This is a genomic window from Bradyrhizobium sp. sGM-13, from assembly GCF_018398875.1.
In the GTDB taxonomy this organism is placed as follows: Bacteria; Pseudomonadota; Alphaproteobacteria; order Rhizobiales; family Xanthobacteraceae; genus Bradyrhizobium.
The window spans coordinates 113,392-129,691 of record NZ_JAGWDK010000022.1 but is presented as its reverse complement, the minus strand read 5'-3'; the positions used below and the strand labels follow the sequence as shown (position 1 = coordinate 129,691).

12 protein-coding genes are annotated in these 16,300 nt (G+C 63.6%); 4 read left to right on the top strand and 8 right to left on the bottom strand.

The window, feature by feature from the left end:
- Positions 1 to 85 precede the first annotated feature (85 nt).
- Positions 86 to 652, top strand: a complete 567-nt coding sequence (locus KJQ96_RS28040; RefSeq protein WP_213289604.1) for a GNAT family N-acetyltransferase — start codon at positions 86 to 88, stop codon at positions 650 to 652.
- 231 nt (positions 653 to 883) lie between these two features.
- Here KJQ96_RS28040 and KJQ96_RS28035 read toward each other — a convergent pair whose 3' ends face one another.
- The 8 genes from KJQ96_RS28035 to rpsT all read right to left on the bottom strand — a co-directional run bounded on the left by KJQ96_RS28035 (position 884) and on the right by rpsT (position 13,815).
- Positions 884 to 2,254 carry an MmgE/PrpD family protein gene (locus tag KJQ96_RS28035; RefSeq protein WP_213289603.1) on the bottom strand — a complete coding sequence of 457 codons (1,371 nt, stop codon included), beginning with the start codon at positions 2,252 to 2,254 and terminating at the stop codon, positions 884 to 886.
- Between the two features lie 198 nt (positions 2,255 to 2,452).
- Positions 2,453 to 3,865 (bottom strand): MATE family efflux transporter, encoded by a 1,413-nt coding sequence (locus tag KJQ96_RS28030; RefSeq protein ID WP_213289602.1) that lies wholly within the window; start codon positions 3,863 to 3,865, stop codon positions 2,453 to 2,455.
- Between the two features lie 179 nt (positions 3,866 to 4,044).
- A complete protein-coding gene (gene murA, locus KJQ96_RS28025) occupies positions 4,045 to 5,343 on the bottom strand; it encodes a UDP-N-acetylglucosamine 1-carboxyvinyltransferase (protein WP_213289601.1) in 1,299 nt (432 codons plus the stop codon).
- Positions 5,344 to 5,357: 14 nt separating this feature from the next.
- Positions 5,358 to 7,793 (bottom strand): DNA topoisomerase (ATP-hydrolyzing) subunit B, encoded by a 2,436-nt coding sequence (gene gyrB, locus KJQ96_RS28020; RefSeq protein WP_213289600.1) that lies wholly within the window; start codon positions 7,791 to 7,793, stop codon positions 5,358 to 5,360.
- Positions 7,794 to 8,091: 298 nt separating this feature from the next.
- Entirely contained in the window at positions 8,092 to 9,228 is a 1,137-nt protein-coding gene (gene recF, locus KJQ96_RS28015) for a DNA replication/repair protein RecF (protein ID WP_213289599.1), read from the bottom strand.
- A gap of 127 nt (positions 9,229 to 9,355) precedes the next feature.
- Positions 9,356 to 10,474 carry a DNA polymerase III subunit beta gene (gene dnaN, locus KJQ96_RS28010; RefSeq protein WP_213289598.1) on the bottom strand — a complete coding sequence of 373 codons (1,119 nt, stop codon included), beginning with the start codon at positions 10,472 to 10,474 and terminating at the stop codon, positions 9,356 to 9,358.
- 319 nt (positions 10,475 to 10,793) lie between these two features.
- On the bottom strand, positions 10,794 to 12,224 hold the full coding sequence (gene dnaA / locus KJQ96_RS28005) for a chromosomal replication initiator protein DnaA (RefSeq protein ID WP_213289597.1): 1,431 nt from the start codon (positions 12,222 to 12,224) through the stop codon (positions 10,794 to 10,796).
- A 1,324-nt stretch (positions 12,225 to 13,548) separates the two neighbouring features.
- On the bottom strand, positions 13,549 to 13,815 hold the full coding sequence (gene rpsT / locus KJQ96_RS28000; RefSeq protein WP_028347803.1) for a 30S ribosomal protein S20: 267 nt from the start codon (positions 13,813 to 13,815) through the stop codon (positions 13,549 to 13,551).
- A gap of 372 nt (positions 13,816 to 14,187) precedes the next feature.
- On the opposite strand from rpsT, the gene KJQ96_RS27995 reads away from it, so the two are divergent.
- From KJQ96_RS27995 to KJQ96_RS27985, 3 genes are all read left to right on the top strand, one after another.
- Positions 14,188 to 14,505 carry a hypothetical protein gene (locus tag KJQ96_RS27995; RefSeq protein WP_213289596.1) on the top strand — a complete coding sequence of 106 codons (318 nt, stop codon included), beginning with the start codon at positions 14,188 to 14,190 and terminating at the stop codon, positions 14,503 to 14,505.
- Positions 14,506 to 14,629: 124 nt separating this feature from the next.
- Positions 14,630 to 15,286 carry a peptide-methionine (S)-S-oxide reductase MsrA gene (gene msrA, locus KJQ96_RS27990; RefSeq protein WP_213289595.1) on the top strand — a complete coding sequence of 219 codons (657 nt, stop codon included), beginning with the start codon at positions 14,630 to 14,632 and terminating at the stop codon, positions 15,284 to 15,286.
- A 151-nt stretch (positions 15,287 to 15,437) separates the two neighbouring features.
- Entirely contained in the window at positions 15,438 to 16,181 is a 744-nt protein-coding gene (locus KJQ96_RS27985) for a polysaccharide biosynthesis/export family protein (RefSeq protein WP_213289615.1), read from the top strand.
- The last annotated feature ends 119 nt before the right edge of the window (positions 16,182 to 16,300 follow it).

Sequence of the window (16,300 nt, the reverse complement as noted above, 5' to 3'; positions counted from 1 at the left end):
CCCGCACGCGACCCGAGTCAATCCGCCGCACCAGATCTGTGCATGCCCTAGTGCGTTCGCAGGGACGACGTAGGATAATGAACCAATGATCCCTCCGCTCAAGCCCGGCGCCAAGCTCTTGAAGGTCGATGGTCCCGTCATCGAGACCGAGCGCCTGGTCCTGCGGCCATGGCGCAGCGACGACATCGCTGCGAATGCGGCGATGCTGTCTGATCCCGATACCGCGCGCTTCATCACGCCCGACGGCAAGGCGATCACGACCGAAATCGGCGGATGGCGCAACGCCGCGGTGATATCGGGGCACTGGGCGCTGCATGGCTTTGGCATGTTCGCCGTCGAGGAAAGATCGAGCCGCCGCTATATCGGCCGCGTCGGGCCGTGGTGTCCACCGGGGTGGCCGGGCTTTGAGGTCGGCTGGGGGATCGACCGCGAATACCGCGGCAAGGGCTACGCGGTGGAAGCGGCGCGGGCGTCGATCGACTGGGTGTTCGCGACGTTCGAGATCGAGGAGATCATTCATTGCATCGAATCGGTCAATGCGCCGTCGCAAGCCGTCGCGCGGCGGTTGGGGGCGAGGAGGGATGGCGAAGTTGATCTATCCGGCAAGCTCAATGAGCGCTGGGTGACGTCGCGCGATCGCTGGAAGGGCTGATCGGCAGAAATTGAACCACGAAACGATTCAAGATTGACGGGTGGAGATAACCTGCGTGAACGGACCATCCGATGCTGCTATCCACCTTCGACATCGCCTTGCGTGGCAAGGGTCGGGGTGAGGGGCTCTCATCGCGAGCATAGAACGTGGGGAGACCTATACCCGCTTACCCGGCGCTACGCGCCGACCTCTCCGCGCAAGCGGGACGAGGCTGATCGGTGCATGCTGCGGCTACTGCCGCCCCAACTGCGTGGCCTTCTCGACGCGGTCGAATCGTTCCAGCGACAGGATCGCATCGGCGAGCTGGTCGGCGCGGCCGTTCAGCACGGGGCGGGCGAGCGTGAGGAATTTTTGCTGCATCGCCTGCGCGTCCGGAAACGTATCTGGCTCGCCGGAGGGATCGGCATAGAGCCGCTCATGCACGCCGTCGTCGGTGGTGATCGAGACGCGCGCGCCGAAGGGATGGGTGCGCCCGATCTCCAGCCGATCGTCCTGCACCACGTCGAATTTATCCGCGAGCGCATTGACGGCGGCATCACCGAGCCGCTCGTAATCGTCCCAACCAAAACGGCCCTGGTCGAGCGCCAGCGCGCCGGTGAAGAACATCGAGAATTGCCCGCCGACGATCGAGGTCGGATGCCGCTTGGTGGCGGCATCGCCGGTCAGCGTGATACCGTTGCGGTGCAGGCCAATCTCGACACGCTTGATCTGGTCCGGCGTCAGATTGTGCTCCCTGTGCATCGCGATCAGCGCATCGAGCGCCGCATGGGTATAGCGGCAACTCGGATAGGGCTTCACGCCGATCCGCAGCGTCTCATAGGTCTTGCCGAGGCCGGCTGTCGCCTTGTCGGGGTGAGCGTCGTCGCTGTAGCCGACAAGAAGTCCATGCTTGCCCTCGACCGACTCGGTCGAGCCGACAAAATTGTTGCGTGCCAGCGTGGCGGCAATCACGCCGTTCATCGCGGCGGCGCCGACCTGGTAGCGCTTGTTCCACGCGCCGTTGACGAGGAACTGCAGCGAGCCGGCGGCCTGGCTGCCGGACACGCCGAAGGCTGAGATGATCTGGTCCTTCGAGAGGCCGAACAGTTTGCCCGCCGCGGCTGCCGCGCCATAGGTTCCAGCCGTCGCGGTCGGATGAAAGCCGCGCGCATAATGCGAGGTGGGATCGAGTGCGTTGCCGAGCCGGCAGCACACTTCATAGCCGGCCACGATCGCTGTCAGCACGTCGCGCCCGGATGCGCCGACCATTTCGCCGACCGCAAACGCCGCCGGCACCACGGGTGCGCTCGGGTGCAGCGAGGAGTCAGCATGCGTGTCGTCGAAATCGAGGGAATGGCCGAGCGCGCCGTTAAGCAGCGCGGCGACCGCGGGCGTCCAGGTCTTCGCATCACCGAACACGGTGGCCTCGCCCTTGCCGTCGAGCGCCAGCGCTTCCAACATCTTCAGCAGCGAGGGCGTGGATTCCGCATCGCGCCGCGCCCGGATCGTGCTGCCGAGGAAATCCAGCGTCAGCACCTTGGCGCGCTCCAGCACCTCGGGCGGAATATCCGCAAATGTCAGGTCGGCGACATAGGCTGCGAGCGTTTCGGTTTCGTGGGCCATCGTGTTTCCTCGTTCTGCCGGGCAGGGTAGGCGGGCCAACTTGACCTTTCAAGCCGCCTCCCGTCGCGGGCACCAGCCGTGCTTGACGTCGTCTAGCACAGGCGCGCTGTACAGATTCCGGAGTGCGGCGCATGATGGCCTTCGCAAAACGCATGCTTGGATCACTTCGCAGCCGCAAGACGCAACTGGCGCTCGCGGTCAGGCTCGCCATCGCCGCGGCTTGCTCGCCAGCAGCCGAAAGCGCAACACCAGAAGCACGGCATAGACAGCGGTCCCGACCGAGAGCCCGCTCCACACGCCGATGGCGCCCAGCGAGGTCCCGAAGCCGAGCCAGTAGGCGCATGCGAACCCGATCAGCCAGTAGCTGAGGATCGCGAACAACAGGGGCACGCGCGTGTCGTTCATGCCGCGCAACGAGCCGGCGGCAATCGTCTGGATAGCGTCGGCGATGAAGAAGGTCGATCCGACCAGCAGCAGCGTTGCCGAGAGTTCGGCCGTCGCGTCGGTGTTCTCGCCGAGAAAAATCTCCGCAATGCCGAAGCGGCTGATCACCACCGCGAGCGTCAGAATCGCCGCCAGTACGATGCCGAGCCAGGTTGCGACGTAGCCGGCCCGCCGCACCGCGCCGGCGTCGCCGCGGCCGACGGCGTGTCCCACCCGCACGGTGGCGGCCATGCCGATGCCGAACGGCACCATGAACAGGATGGCCGCGACCTGCAGCGCGATCTGATGTGCCGCCAGTGCGGTGGTGCTGATGATGCCCATCAGCAGGCCCGCGGCGCCAAACAAGCCGTATTCGAGCAGGAAGGAGAGCGAGATCGGCGCACCGATCACAACGAGCTGCCGCATCAGCTTCCAGTCGACGCGCCAGAAATGGCCGAGTATGTGAAATTTTCGGAATGGGCGGCGCCGTGCGGCAAACCACAGGCCCGCCAAGAACGTGCCGAGATTGACGATCGAGGTCGCCAATCCCGCGCCGAACAGGCCAAGCTGCGGCAGGCCGAAGGCGCCGTACAGCAAGAGATAGACCAGTAGCGCATTGGCCGGGATCGCGGCGAGCGTGATCCACAGGATCGGCTCGGGCCGGTTGATCGCGCTCATGAAGCCGCGGATCGCCATGAACCACAACGCGGGCAAGACGCTCCAGGTCAGGCCGAGCAGATATTCCTGCGCAAGGCGCGCAGCCGTCGGCGCCTGGCCCAGCACCAACAGGATCGGCTCGCCGTAGAACGACAGCGCCATCATCGGCAGCGACATCAGGAATGCAGCCCACATGCCAACGCGGAGCGACCGCCGGATCAAGTGCGGATTGCGTGCGCCAAATGCCTGCGCCGCCAAGGGGGCTACGGCAGACACCAGTCCCATGCCGAAGGTGAAACTGACAAAGAAGACGGTGTGCGCCAGCGCGGCCGCAGCCATGGCCTCGCTGCCGAGCCGGCCGATCAGGGCAATGTCGGTCGTCATCATCGCGATCTGCCCGAGCTGGGTCAGCGCGATGGGCACCGCGAGTTTGAGCGTCTCGGCAAGCTCAATCGCGAGGTGACGGCCGGGCACGGCCGCAGAGGCGGGCGGCGCAACGCTTGCGCGTTCGATTTTTTCGAGCGAGGTCATTTGCAGCAGACTAATACCGGCGAAGGTCGAAAAAGTGACGCCGGCGTCCGCAGCCCAGAGCGTTTTCCAGCGAAAGCTTGCCCCGGACTTGATCCGGGGTGGACACCGGTCGCCTCAAGAAAACGCGTCAAAACAAGAATCTAGAGCCCGGTTCTGATTCAATCAGAACCGAAAAGGCTCTAGTGGCCGTCGCGTGCCGGAACTCGGGTGATTCGCGCGCCCAGCGCATTGAGCCGCTGCTCGATGCGCTCATAGCCGCGCTCGATCTGGTCGGCGTTGTTGATCGTTGATATGCCTTCGGCGGCGACCGCCGCCAGCAGCATCGCCATGCCGGCGCGGATGTCGGGCGAAGTCATCGGCGCGCCGCGCAGTCGGCTCGGGCCGGCCACGATCGCGCGGTGCGGGTCGCACAGCACGATGCGGGCGCCCATCGAGATCAGCTTGTCGACGAAGAACATCCGCGACTCGAACATTTTTTCGAACATTAGGATCACGCCGTCGCATTGCGTCGCGGTCACGATCGCAATCGACATCAGGTCGGCCGGGAAGGCCGGCCACGGTTGGTCCTCGAGTTTCGGCACATGGCCGCCGAAATCGTCATGGATCTTCATGGTCTGGCCCGAGGGCACCACGAGATCGTCGCCCTCGACGCCGCAGACGATGCCGAGCCGTTCAAATCCCATCCGGATGGAGCGCAGATGCTCGACGCCGGCCTTGGCGATACGCAGCGGCGAGCGCGTCACCGCGGCAAGCCCGATCAGCGAGCCGACTTCGATATGGTCGGGCTGGATCGAATAGCTTGCGCCGCCAAGCGTCGCGGGGCCGTGCACGACGATGGTGTTTGTACCGATGCCTTCGATCTTGGCGCCGAGCGCGACCAGGAAATGCGCGAGATCCTGCACATGCGGCTCGGAGGCCGCGTTGCGCAAGAATGTGGTGCCATGAGCGGCGACCGCCGCAACCAGCGCGTTCTCGGTGGCCGTAACGCTCGGCTCGTCGAGAAAGACGTCGGCACCCTCGAGGCGGGAGGCGCGGAATTCCAGCCGGTGCGTGGCGGTGACGGTGGCGCCTAACTGCTCGAAGGCGAGGAAATGCGTATCGAGACGACGGCGTCCGATGACGTCGCCGCCGGGCGGCGGCAGCGCCACCTCCCCGCAGCGGGCCAATAGCGGTCCCGCCAGCAGGATCGAGGCGCGGATCCGCGCGCAGAGTTCAGGATCGAGATCGGCGGCGCGGACCTCCTTGGCGTGGATCGCAAGCCGGTTGCGCGCCTGCCACTCGGCGGAAGCGCCGACCGAGCGGATCAATTCGACCAGTGTTTCGGTGTCGCGGATGCGCGGCACGTTTTCCAGCGTGACCGGATGCTCGGTGAGCAGGGCGGCGGCGATAATCGGCAGCGCAGAATTCTTGTTGCCGGATGGCTCGATTGTTCCCGCCAGCCGGTGGCCGCCTTCAACGATGTACTGAATGGGCGGCATGGGCGCGTCCTGCCTCACACGTCGACATTGGCGCTAAGCGAATTATCCTGGATGAATTCGCGGCGCGGTTCGACGACGTCACCCATCAGCTTGGTGAAGATGTCGTCGGCCTCGTCGACCTCCTTGATCTTCACCTGCAGCAGCGAACGTTCGTTGGTATCGAGCGTGGTTTCCCAGAGTTGCTCAGGATTCATCTCGCCGAGGCCTTTATAACGCTGCAACGCGACGCCCTTGCGGCCGGCGTCGGTCACCGCCTCGAACAGGCTGACCGGGCCGTGGATGGCGGTCTCGGCATCCCTGCGGCGCAATATGCCGGGCTTCGGATAGGCCTCCTGAAGTTTGGCGGCGTAGTCGTCGAGTTTGCGGGCGTCGGCGGAGCCGAGCAGGGCGTCGTCGATGATGGCGACGTCCTTGACGCCGCGGATCGTGCGCTCGAAGAAGAAACCTTCGCCTTCGGTGAAACGGCCGCTCCAGCCGCGCTCGACCTCATCGGCCAGCGCATCGAGACGCTTGGCGATGTAGTCGGCGGCGGCATTGGCGGTCGCGATGTCGCCGGTGATCTTCGGGCTCAGCACGCCGGCAATCGCCGCCTGTTCGACCACCTTGCGGTTATACCGGCTGTGCAGATTGTTCAGGATGCCGCGGATGACGCGCGCGTCGTCCACCAGCGACAGCAGGTCGCGCCCGCCGCGTTCCGAACCCGACGCCGGCTTGAACACGCAGTCATCGAGGCCGGTCGCGATCAGATAATCCTCCAGCGCGCGCTCGTCCTTCAGGTACTGCTCGGACTTGCCGCGCGTCACCTTGTAGAGCGGCGGCTGCGCGATATAGAGGTGGCCGCGATCGATCAGTTCGCGCATCTGCCGGTAAAAGAAGGTCAAGAGCAGCGTGCGGATATGGGCGCCGTCGACGTCGGCGTCCGTCATCACGATGATCTTGTGATAGCGCAGCTTGTCGGCGGAGAAGTCGTCGCTGATGCCGGTGCCGAGCGCGGTGATCAGCGTGCCGATCTGCTCGCTCGACAGCATCTTGTCGGTGCGGACGCGCTCGACATTAAGGATCTTGCCGCGCAGCGGCAGCACCGCCTGGAATTCGCGGTTGCGGCCCTGCTTGGCGCTGCCGCCGGCCGAGTCGCCCTCGACGATGAACAGTTCGGACTTGGCTGGATCCTTCTCCTGGCAGTCGGCGAGCTTGCCGGGCAGCGAGGAAACGCTGAGCGGGCTCTTGCGCGTCAGTTCGCGCGCTTTGCGGGCGGCTTCGCGCGCGGCCGCCGCCTGGATCACCTTGCCGACGATGACCTTGGCCTCAGCCGGGTGCTCCTCGAACCACGCCGCCAGCGCCTCGTTGATGACGTTCTCGACCACCGGACGCACTTCCGAGGACACCAGCTTGTCCTTGGTTTGCGACGAAAACTTCGGGTCCGGCACCTTCACCGACAGCACGGCGGTAAGGCCTTCGCGGCAATCGTCGCCGGTCAGCGCGATTTTCTCCTTCTTCGCGTTGGCGTCGGCATAGCCGTTGACCTGGCGTGTCAGCGCGCCGCGGAAACCGGCGAGATGGGTGCCACCGTCACGCTGCGGGATGTTGTTGGTGAAGCACAGCACATTCTCATGGTAGCTGTCGTTCCACCACAGCGCCGCCTCGACGCCGATGCCGTTGGCTTCCGACCGCACCATGATCGGGGCGGGGACGATCGCCTTCTTGTTGCGGTCAAGATACTTGACGAACTCCTCGACGCCGCCGTCGTAGCGCATTTCCTCGCGCTTCTCGACCGCGTGACGCATGTCGGAGAGGATAATGTGAACGCCGGAATTGAGGAACGCGAGCTCGCGCAGCCTGTGCTCCAGCGTCGCGAAATCATACTCGATGTTCTTGAAGGTCTCGCCCGAGGCGAGAAAGGTGACCTCGGTGCCGCGCCTGCCTCCGGCCTCGCCGACCACCTTCAAAGGTGCCAGCGCGTCGCCGTGGGCGAACTCGACGAAATGCTCCTTGTCGTCGCGCCAGACCCTGAGCTTCAGCGAACTCGACAACGCGTTGACGACGGAGACGCCGACGCCGTGCAGGCCGCCGGAAACCTTGTAGGAATTCTGGTCGAACTTACCGCCGGCGTGGAGCTGGGTCATGATGACCTCGGCGGCGGAAATGCCTTCACCCTTGTGGATGTCGACCGGAATGCCGCGGCCGTCGTCGCGCACGGTTACGGAATTGTCCGCGTTGAGGATCACGTCGACGCGCGTCGCATGGCCCGCGAGCGCCTCGTCGATCGCGTTGTCGACGACCTCGTAGACCATGTGATGCAAGCCGGAACCGTCATCGGTGTCGCCGATATACATGCCCGGGCGCTTGCGAACGGCATCGAGGCCCTTCAACACCCGGATCGATTCCGCACCATATTCAACGGGAATGGGATGCTCAGTGTCGGCAGGGGTCCGCCGGGCAGGTTCTGTCATGTGAGGCCTTCGAGGGTGTCCCGAATCAGCTGCGCAATATGAGGCGCTGATTGATCTATTTGTGCCATGAAACAGGCACCACGCCTAGCGCAATCTCTCGGTATGCAAGTTGTTGAATAAATGATGGTTTTTTACGCTTTTTCAAGGTCTCCAAGGGCCGATTCCGGAGCCCCCGAAAAGCGCGATTCAGGTGCAGATTCTGCACCCTCGGTCGCCGGATTTTTGGACGCCGCGCGATGGGAAATGGCAGTCTGCTGCTGACCTGCTAGAGAAGGCGGCGCGGCAGCTTGAATGGCTTCTAGCTACGGCGGCTCACCTGGCCAGATTCGACGTCAAAAATCTCGCCGGCCGCGCCGATATCGACGAACGCTGCCGGATCAGCGCCGGTCATCCAGACCTGCGCGCCGAGCTTTGCGAGTTCATCGAACAGCGCCTTGCGCCTGACGGGATCAAGATGCGCGACGACTTCGTCGAGCAGCAGCAGCGGCACGATCCCGGTCATCTCGGCGACCAGCGTGGCATGGGCCAGCACCAGCCCGATCAGCAGCGCCTTCTGCTCGCCGGTGGAGGCGTCGCGGGCCGGCATGTTTTTTGGTGCGTAGATCACCTGCAAGTCCGTGAGATGGGGACCGTCCAGCGTGCGGCCGGTGGCGGCGTCGCGGGCGCGGCTGGCGCGCAGGATCTCGCGGTAGCGATCCTCCACGGCGGTTGCGGATTCATTGACCAGCGCATTCTCCATCCAGCCGTCGAGCATGATCTGCGCCGACGGAAAGGCCGAAGCCGCGCCGCGTTCGCGCAGCATCGCCGCCAGTCTCGTCACCGTCTGGCCGCGCGTGGCGGCAACCGCAACCGCCAGCTCGGCAGTTTCGCGCTCGATCGCGTCACACCAATGATCGTCATAATTGCGCACTTCGAGCAGGCGGTTGCGCGAGCGCAGCGAACGCTCCAGCGCGGAAACGCGGCTGGAATGCTCGCTGTCGATCGCCAGCACCAGGCGGTCGAAGAAGCGCCGCCGCTCCGAGGCAGCGCCAAGGAACAGGCCGTCCATCGCCGGCGTCAGCCATACGATGCGCAAATGATCGCCAAATGCGGCCGCCGAACCCACCGGCTCGCGGTCGATCCGGCAGCGCCGGCTGGAGGCGCCGTCCGCAGCCGGCGCATCGATGCCGGTGCCGAGCGTGGCCAAGCCAAGCGCGCCCTCGACCTCGGCCGATACCGCCCAGGAGCCGTCGCCCTGATTGTCGGCGACATCCTCCAACGTCGCGCGCCGCAGGCCGCGTCCCGGCGACAGAAACGAGATCGCCTCCAGGCAATTGGTCTTGCCAGCGCCGTTCGGCCCCACCAGCACCACCATATCGCCGCGCACCTGCACGCTCGCCGCGCGATAATTGCGGAAGTGTGTGAGCGACAGGCGATGGATACGGGAGGGGGTCATCATTATCCTTCGTCATGCCCGGGCTTGTCCCGGGCATCCACGTCCTTGCTGGTCCCAAGACGTGGATGGCCGGGACAAGCCCGGCCATGACGCAATCTAGTGACTGTGCGAGCGAACAGAAAGCGCCTTAAACCCGCATCGGCATCAGCACGTAGAGTGCGCCCTTGTTGTCCTTGTCCTGCACCAGGGTCGGCGAGCCGGGGTCGGCGAGGCGGAGCACGGCGACTTCGCCTTCGATCTGGGCGGCGATGTCAAGCAGGTAGCGCGAGTTGAAGCCGATATCGAGCGCGTCGGAGGCGTATTCGACTTCGAGCTCTTCGGTGGCGCTGCCGGAATCCGGATTGGTCACGGAGAGCACGAGTTTGCCGGCGGACAGCGCCAGCTTCACGGCACGGCCGCGCTCGCTCGAAATGGTCGAGACGCGATCTACCGCCGCCTCGAAATCCTTCTTGTCGACGATCAGTTCCTTATCGTTGTTCTGCGGAATGACGCGGCCATAATCCGGGAAGGTTCCATCGATCAGCTTTGAGGTCAGCACGACATTGCCGAGGGTGAAGCGGATTTTGCCCTGCGACAGTTCGATTTTGACTTCGGCTTCGTTGTCCTCGATCAGCCGCAGCACCTCGCCCACCGTCTTGCGCGGCACGATCACGCCGGGCATGCCGGTGGCGCCGGAGGGCAGCGCCAGATCGATTTGCGCCAGCCGATGTCCGTCGGTCGCAACCCCGCGCAGCGTCGTGGCCTTGGCGCTGCCGGCCGTGTGCAGGTAGATGCCGTTGAGATAATAGCGGGTCTCTTCGGTCGAGATCGCAAACTGCGTACGGTCGATCAGGCGCTTGACGTCGGCAGCCGTGAGCGAGAACGAATGCGTCATGTCGCCGGCGGCGAGATCGGGGAAATCGCTTTCGGGCAGGGTCTGCAGGGTGAAGCGCGAGCGGCCGGCGCGGATGGCCATTACCGAGCGGTCGCCGTCGGCCTCCAGCACGATCTGCGCGCCGTCGGGCAGTTTGCGGACGATGTCATAGAACATATGCGCCGGCACGGTGGTGGAGCCGGCGGTTCCGGTCTCCGCCGCCAGCGTTTCGGTCACCTCGAGATCGAGGTCCGTCGCCTTCAGCGACAGCCTGGCGTTTTCGGCGCGGACCAGCACATTGCCGAGGATCGGGATGGTGTTGCGGCGCTCGACCACGCGATGGACGTGACCCAGCGATTTCAGCAGTTGCGCGCGTTCGACGGTGACCTTCATTGCAATATCCGCCAGAGATGGAAAAGCTGGGCGGCCCGTCAAGGCAGCGCCGCGGCATTGGAAACCCGAAAAGCCGGATCATGACCGGATTTGATCAAACCCCCGGGGGGACCGCAAGGTGGCGCGGATGGGGCGCCGGTGCAAGGGAGCAGGCCGCCGTTCCCCCACTTTTGCGGCGAAAAATGGCGGCAGAAAAAAATTCTCCAACTCGGGTTTACCCGAGTTGGGCATTATAACTATCGAAGTCGGATAAATCCGACTTCGATTGGATCAGGGCGGGAGAGGCTGGGGAAGAGCCAGATCCTGTTCCCTTAAAGCATTATTCCTGCAATTGCCGCTTCAGAGACTCGACCTCTTCGGACAGCGAGATATCCCGGGCCACCAGTGCCTCAATCTTGCGCACGGCGTGCAGCACCGTGGTGTGGTCGCGACCGCCGAACCGTCGGCCGATCTCGGGCAGCGAGCGCAGCGTCAGCGTCTTTGCCAGATACATTGCCACCTGGCGCGGGCGAACCACGTTCGCGGTCCGCCGCGACGACAAGAGATCCGAACGGCTGACATTGTATTGCCGGGCGACAACCCGCTGGATGTCCTCGATCTTGATCCGCTTCGGCTCCTGCGGACGGATCAGGTCGCGCACTTCGCGCTCGGCCATCTCCAGCGTCACCGGCTGGGCGTTGAGCTTGGAATGAGCGAGCAGGCGGTTGATGGCGCCTTCGAGGTCGCGGCCGTTGTGGGTGATGGTGCGCGCCAGATAATCCAACACGGCCTCGGGCACATCGAAGCTCGCATGATGCGCGCGCGCTGCCGCCACGCGCGATTTCAGGATGCCGAGCCGCAGCTCCTCGCCAAGCGAGCCCATCTCGACAACGAGACCACCGGCCAGCCGCGAGCGAACGCGGTCGTCAAGGCTCTCGAGATCGGACGGCGGGCGATCGGCGGCGATCACCACCTGTCGTCCGGCATCGATCAGCGCGTTCAGCGTGTGGCAGAACTCGGCCTGGGTCGACTTGCCCTGCAGGAACTGCAGGTCATCGATCACGAGCACGTCGATGCCGCGCAGCGCCTCCTTGAATGCCAGCGCCGTCTGCGTCTTCAGCGCAGCGACAAAGCCGTACATGAATTTCTCGGCGGTGAGATAGAGCACCTTGCGCTCGTTCCCCGAATTGCCGGCCCATGTCACGGCCTGCAGCAAATGGGTTTTGCCGAGGCCGACGCCGGCGTGAATGTAGAGCGGGTTGAACATCACGGGATCGCCGCGGCGGCCTTCGGCAACCTGACGCGCCGCCGCATGGGCGAGGGTATTCGAGCGACCGATGACAAAACTTGCAAAGGTCAGGCGCGGGTCGAGCGGCGAGCCGCCGAGCGCATCATGGCTGGCGGACACCGGGGCAGTGGCGGTCGCGCGCAATTCAGGCGCCGGCCGGCCATTGGTCTGCTCGATACGGCGCTGATCGGCCGGCGCAGTCGCTTCCTTGGCCGGCGCGGCGGATCGCATCGCGGTGCGCACGGTGAGGTCGATCCGGTGTACTTCCGGCATCTCGGCCTGCCAGCAGGTCAGGACACGGTCGGCGTAATGCGCCTGGATCCAGCTCTTGAGAAAGCGGGTCGGCACCGACAGGTGGACGCTTTCGTCCTGCACGCCTTCGAGGTCCATGCGCGCAAACCAGCTCGTGTAGACGTCTTCGCCCACACTCGTCCGCAACCGCCCCTTCACGCGCGACCAGCGATCCTGTTCCATATTTGTCATTGCCTGAGAACTTTTCTGAATGAGTAATGGTGTCTTGTGAAATCGGCTGGCGGTAGCCTTGCAGGTCTCCTGCCAGACGTGACCTCGGCGCGGCGCTTCAACCACCAGACACAGATCTAACGTTCGGCGGAATCGCCGTTGCGCAGATCAAAGGCTGGATGGAGTGGAAGGCTGCCGCGAGGTCAGCGCGTACTCGACGCTCGGTGTGGAGCTCGCGTAGGGGGACGGCCAAAAACGTTGTTCAGGAATTCTGAAGCGGTCTCGATGGAAATAAGCGTGCTGAATGTCGCGTTGATTCCGTAAAGCATAGTACCTCCCCCTCTCGCCGCGAGAGCGTACGACGAGTAACCAAATCACCAGTGTTTCAAAGCCAGTCTGCCGCTACCGAACATCCGCTTGCTCGACCGCTGCGTCCGCCGCGTATCTCAGTCTGTCGTCTTCAACACGTTCACGAGCTCCGCGTTCCCAATCGCTGCATGGTCGGCAAGCATCTTATTCCCCTTGTCCGGAGCGCGCTTCAACGTGAGCACCACGCCGGGAAATTTAGACACAGAACAACCGTCCTCATATTGCTATGAGTTACCAACTCAGCTTCGCTTGGAAAGCGTCGCTAACGCGCACACCGCCGCCGATTTGCACGTCGCTCTTGGGTCTCAAACCGCGCTGGTCAGGAGAGCCTTGAGCGTCGCGAACGAGTAACAAATACACCAAGCGTGATTTCTGACAATCCGTGATTCGACGATGTCGCGTGACTCTTCGGCTGTGTTGCAACACTGCAAATGCGACACTCCACACCAAGTTTTTGAATCAGCGCAGAGAATCCCGCGGCGCGAACGATCGTGACAATTTTCGCCGCACGCGCAAAATTTTTTAAGAAACCGTTACAATCTTGGTTACCGGGACCAATTTTCAGAACGCTTGTCCTCGCTATGTGGATAAGTGATTAGCGAGACGAAGCTTTTCGGAATTGTTTTCGCAGGGTAACTCGCGCGAGCGATGCCGGCAGAGGAGGCGGGTGTTGTCTGATCAGGTCAGCCGCCGCGATCGCACTTCTCGCAAATGCGCATGACAACGCTGGTGCAATAAGTTGCACCTCGTAAAACTACGGGTGCCCGAAATATGACACGCAAGCCGGCGCTCAGCAACGAGACAATTGAATTGTCACGGTCGATCCGGCGCGCAGCCTTTGGTGTGTGTCCGAAATCCAACAGGGTGCACGTCCGTGACGAAAATGAATTTCGGGCTCGTGCTCATGTGCCGGTATGGCAGAAAAAGAAAAAGCCCGGCGGCGCCGGGCTTTTGACGAATACTTATTTCTGTCAGTTCACTTCGCGAGCTTGGCGATCGCATGCGTCAGGCGCGACACCTTCCGGCTCGCATTGTTCTTGTGAATGATGTTGCGCTGCGCCGCCTGCATCAGTTCTGGTTCAGCGCGCTTCATCGCTTCCAGCGCCGCATTGCGGTCGCCGCTCTTGATCGCTTCCTCGACGGTCCGGACCGCGCCGCGCATCTGGGTGCGACGCGACTTGTTGACGATGGTGCGGCGGGCAATCTTGCGGGTCGCTTTTTTGGCGGAAGTCGTATTGGCCATGTTCTCAACTATCCTTCGGCTGTCATCGCTCGGGTGGTCGGCCCTTGAGCGCGCCGGCCGTTCAAATCGCGTGATCGCTGGTTGTATTTTCCAGGGTGTTCGTAACCTAAGCCGTTCTTGAGGATGCCATGGACGGAAGCCAAAATGCTCCCGCAAGCGGCGCTGCTCAAAGAACAGCGGCGGCGGGATTGCGCCCGCCGCCATTGGGGGTCTTATAGAGGGCGCATCCTGCACCGTCAACGCCTTCCGGCCTCCGAAAGGCCGGAAAAGGCGACGGAACGGGGCGCGTAAGGTGCTGACGAGGTTGAATTTCCGGGGTGCCCCCGGTATTGGCTGACGGCCTCTTTGGGGGCGACAGATATAAGGTGACGTATGATCCGCGGTTTTTTCCGGCTTATCGGCCTGCTCCTTCTGGCCGGCGGATTCATCTTTATGGTCTATGACGGGGCCCGTTTCGTTGCCGACCAGACCCTGCGGTTTACCCGGTTCGGCCAGTTCTGGAACGATGTCCATCAGTCCAGCCAGCTTGCGTTCCGGACCTGGGTCGAGGCTAACGCACCGTGGATCTGGGACAGTGTCATGAAGGTCCTGCTGGACCAGCCGGTTTTCGCCGTCCTAGGCGTGGTCGGCATTCTGCTCATGATCCTGTTCCGGCCCCGCAAGCCGTTGATCGGCTATTCGCGGGACTAACCTGGCCGGACGCCGGCCTCGGCCCAGGTAACAGGGCTGCGGTAACCGGCGTAAAGACATATATAGAAGTCCGACCGGCCGATGCCGTCGTCGCGTCCGCCGATGTCCCGCCTGGAGGTGCTCCATGTTGTTCATGCGCAAGACCACCGCGTTGCCGAGCGCAGCCGAAGCGCTGCCGGGCCGTGCCACCCCGATACCGACCGCAACCACGCACTTCGTCAACGGCCGCAAGCTTCAGCCGCCCTATCCCGCCGGCCTCGAACAGGCGGTTTTTGGATTAGGCTGCTTCTGGGGCGCAGAGCGCAAGTTCTGGGAGCTCGGCGACGGCATCTATGCGACCGCCGTCGGTTATGCTGGCGGGCATACGCCCAATCCGACCTATGAAGAGGTTTGCTCGGGCCGCACCGGTCACACCGAAGTGGTGCTGGTCGTGTTCGATCCGAAGAAGATCACCTACGAGCAGCTCCTGAAGACGTTCTGGGAAAATCACAACCCGACGCAGGGCATGCGCCAGGGCAACGATGTCGGTACCCAATATCGCTCGGCGATCTACACGTTTGGTGACGCGCAGCGCCAAGCCGCCGACGCGTCGAAGACTACGTACCAGAAGGCGCTGGCGGCGAAGGGCCTTGGCGCCATCACCACCGAGATCACGCCGGCGGGCGCATTCTATTTCGCCGAGGACTATCATCAGCAATATCTCGCCAAGAATCCGGCGGGCTATTGCGGGCTAGGCGGCACCGGCGTGTCCTGCCCGATCGGCGTCGGCGTGAGTGCTTGATTGTTGCTTCTCTCTCCCTCTCCCCGTGAAGAACGGGGAGAGGAATCATCTCCTCCCTTTGCTCACTCCACCTTCCAAAAAACCGTTTATTAACCATACCCGGTGCAAGACTAGAGATGTCTCGCTTTGAGGGATGGCCTGGGTGCGGGTTGTGCGCGCGTTTCGAATACCGATCACTGCGATCATCACCGCGCTCGCGCTGTCGGGCTGCATGCGCACGACCGGGCCGGTTGCGGTCGCGCCGCAAGGCGATCTCGACCAGATGGCCTATGGCCAGCCCAACAGTCCGCCGCCGCGGACGGCCGCGGTCGATTCCAATGGCGGCGCCATTGGCGCGCTTCGCGCCGCCTTTGCCGCGGCGCCACGCACGGCACCGGCACCGGCCGTTGTTGCCGCGCCTGCCGCCCATGCCGAACCCGCGCCCATGCGATACGACGCGGCCTATCATCTCGATGCCGGCGACAAGCTGCGCGTCGTCGTCTATGGCCAGGAGGGCCTGACCAACACCTACGCGATCGACGCCGGCGGCGCGATCACGATGCCGCTGATCGGTTCGGTGCGGGCGCGCGGCCGCACCACGGCGGGACTGGCGGCGGAGATTTCAGCAAAACTGCGCGCCGGCTTTATCAGGGAACCATCGGTCGCCGTCGAGATCGAAGCCTATCGGCCCTTCTTCATCCTCGGCGAGGTCGCAGCACCCGGGCAATATCCCTACGTCCCGAACATGACGGTCGAGAGCGCGGTGGCGATCGCCGGCGGCTTCTCGCCGCGCGCCCGCCGCGACAGCGTCACGGTCACCCACACCGATGCGTCCGGCACGTCGCGCTTCGTCGTTCCGCAAGGCAGCCCGATCAGCCCCGGCGACACCGTGCTGGTCAGCGAGCGCTGGTTCTAAAGCGCAGCGCCCTTTCATCATGCGGTCATTTTGAGCCGGTTCTTTTCTTGAGCACTTGCGTCAGGCAAATGCCTTGCATTTGACCAAGAAAATTCACCATCCGTTTCGCGTCAGCGCAG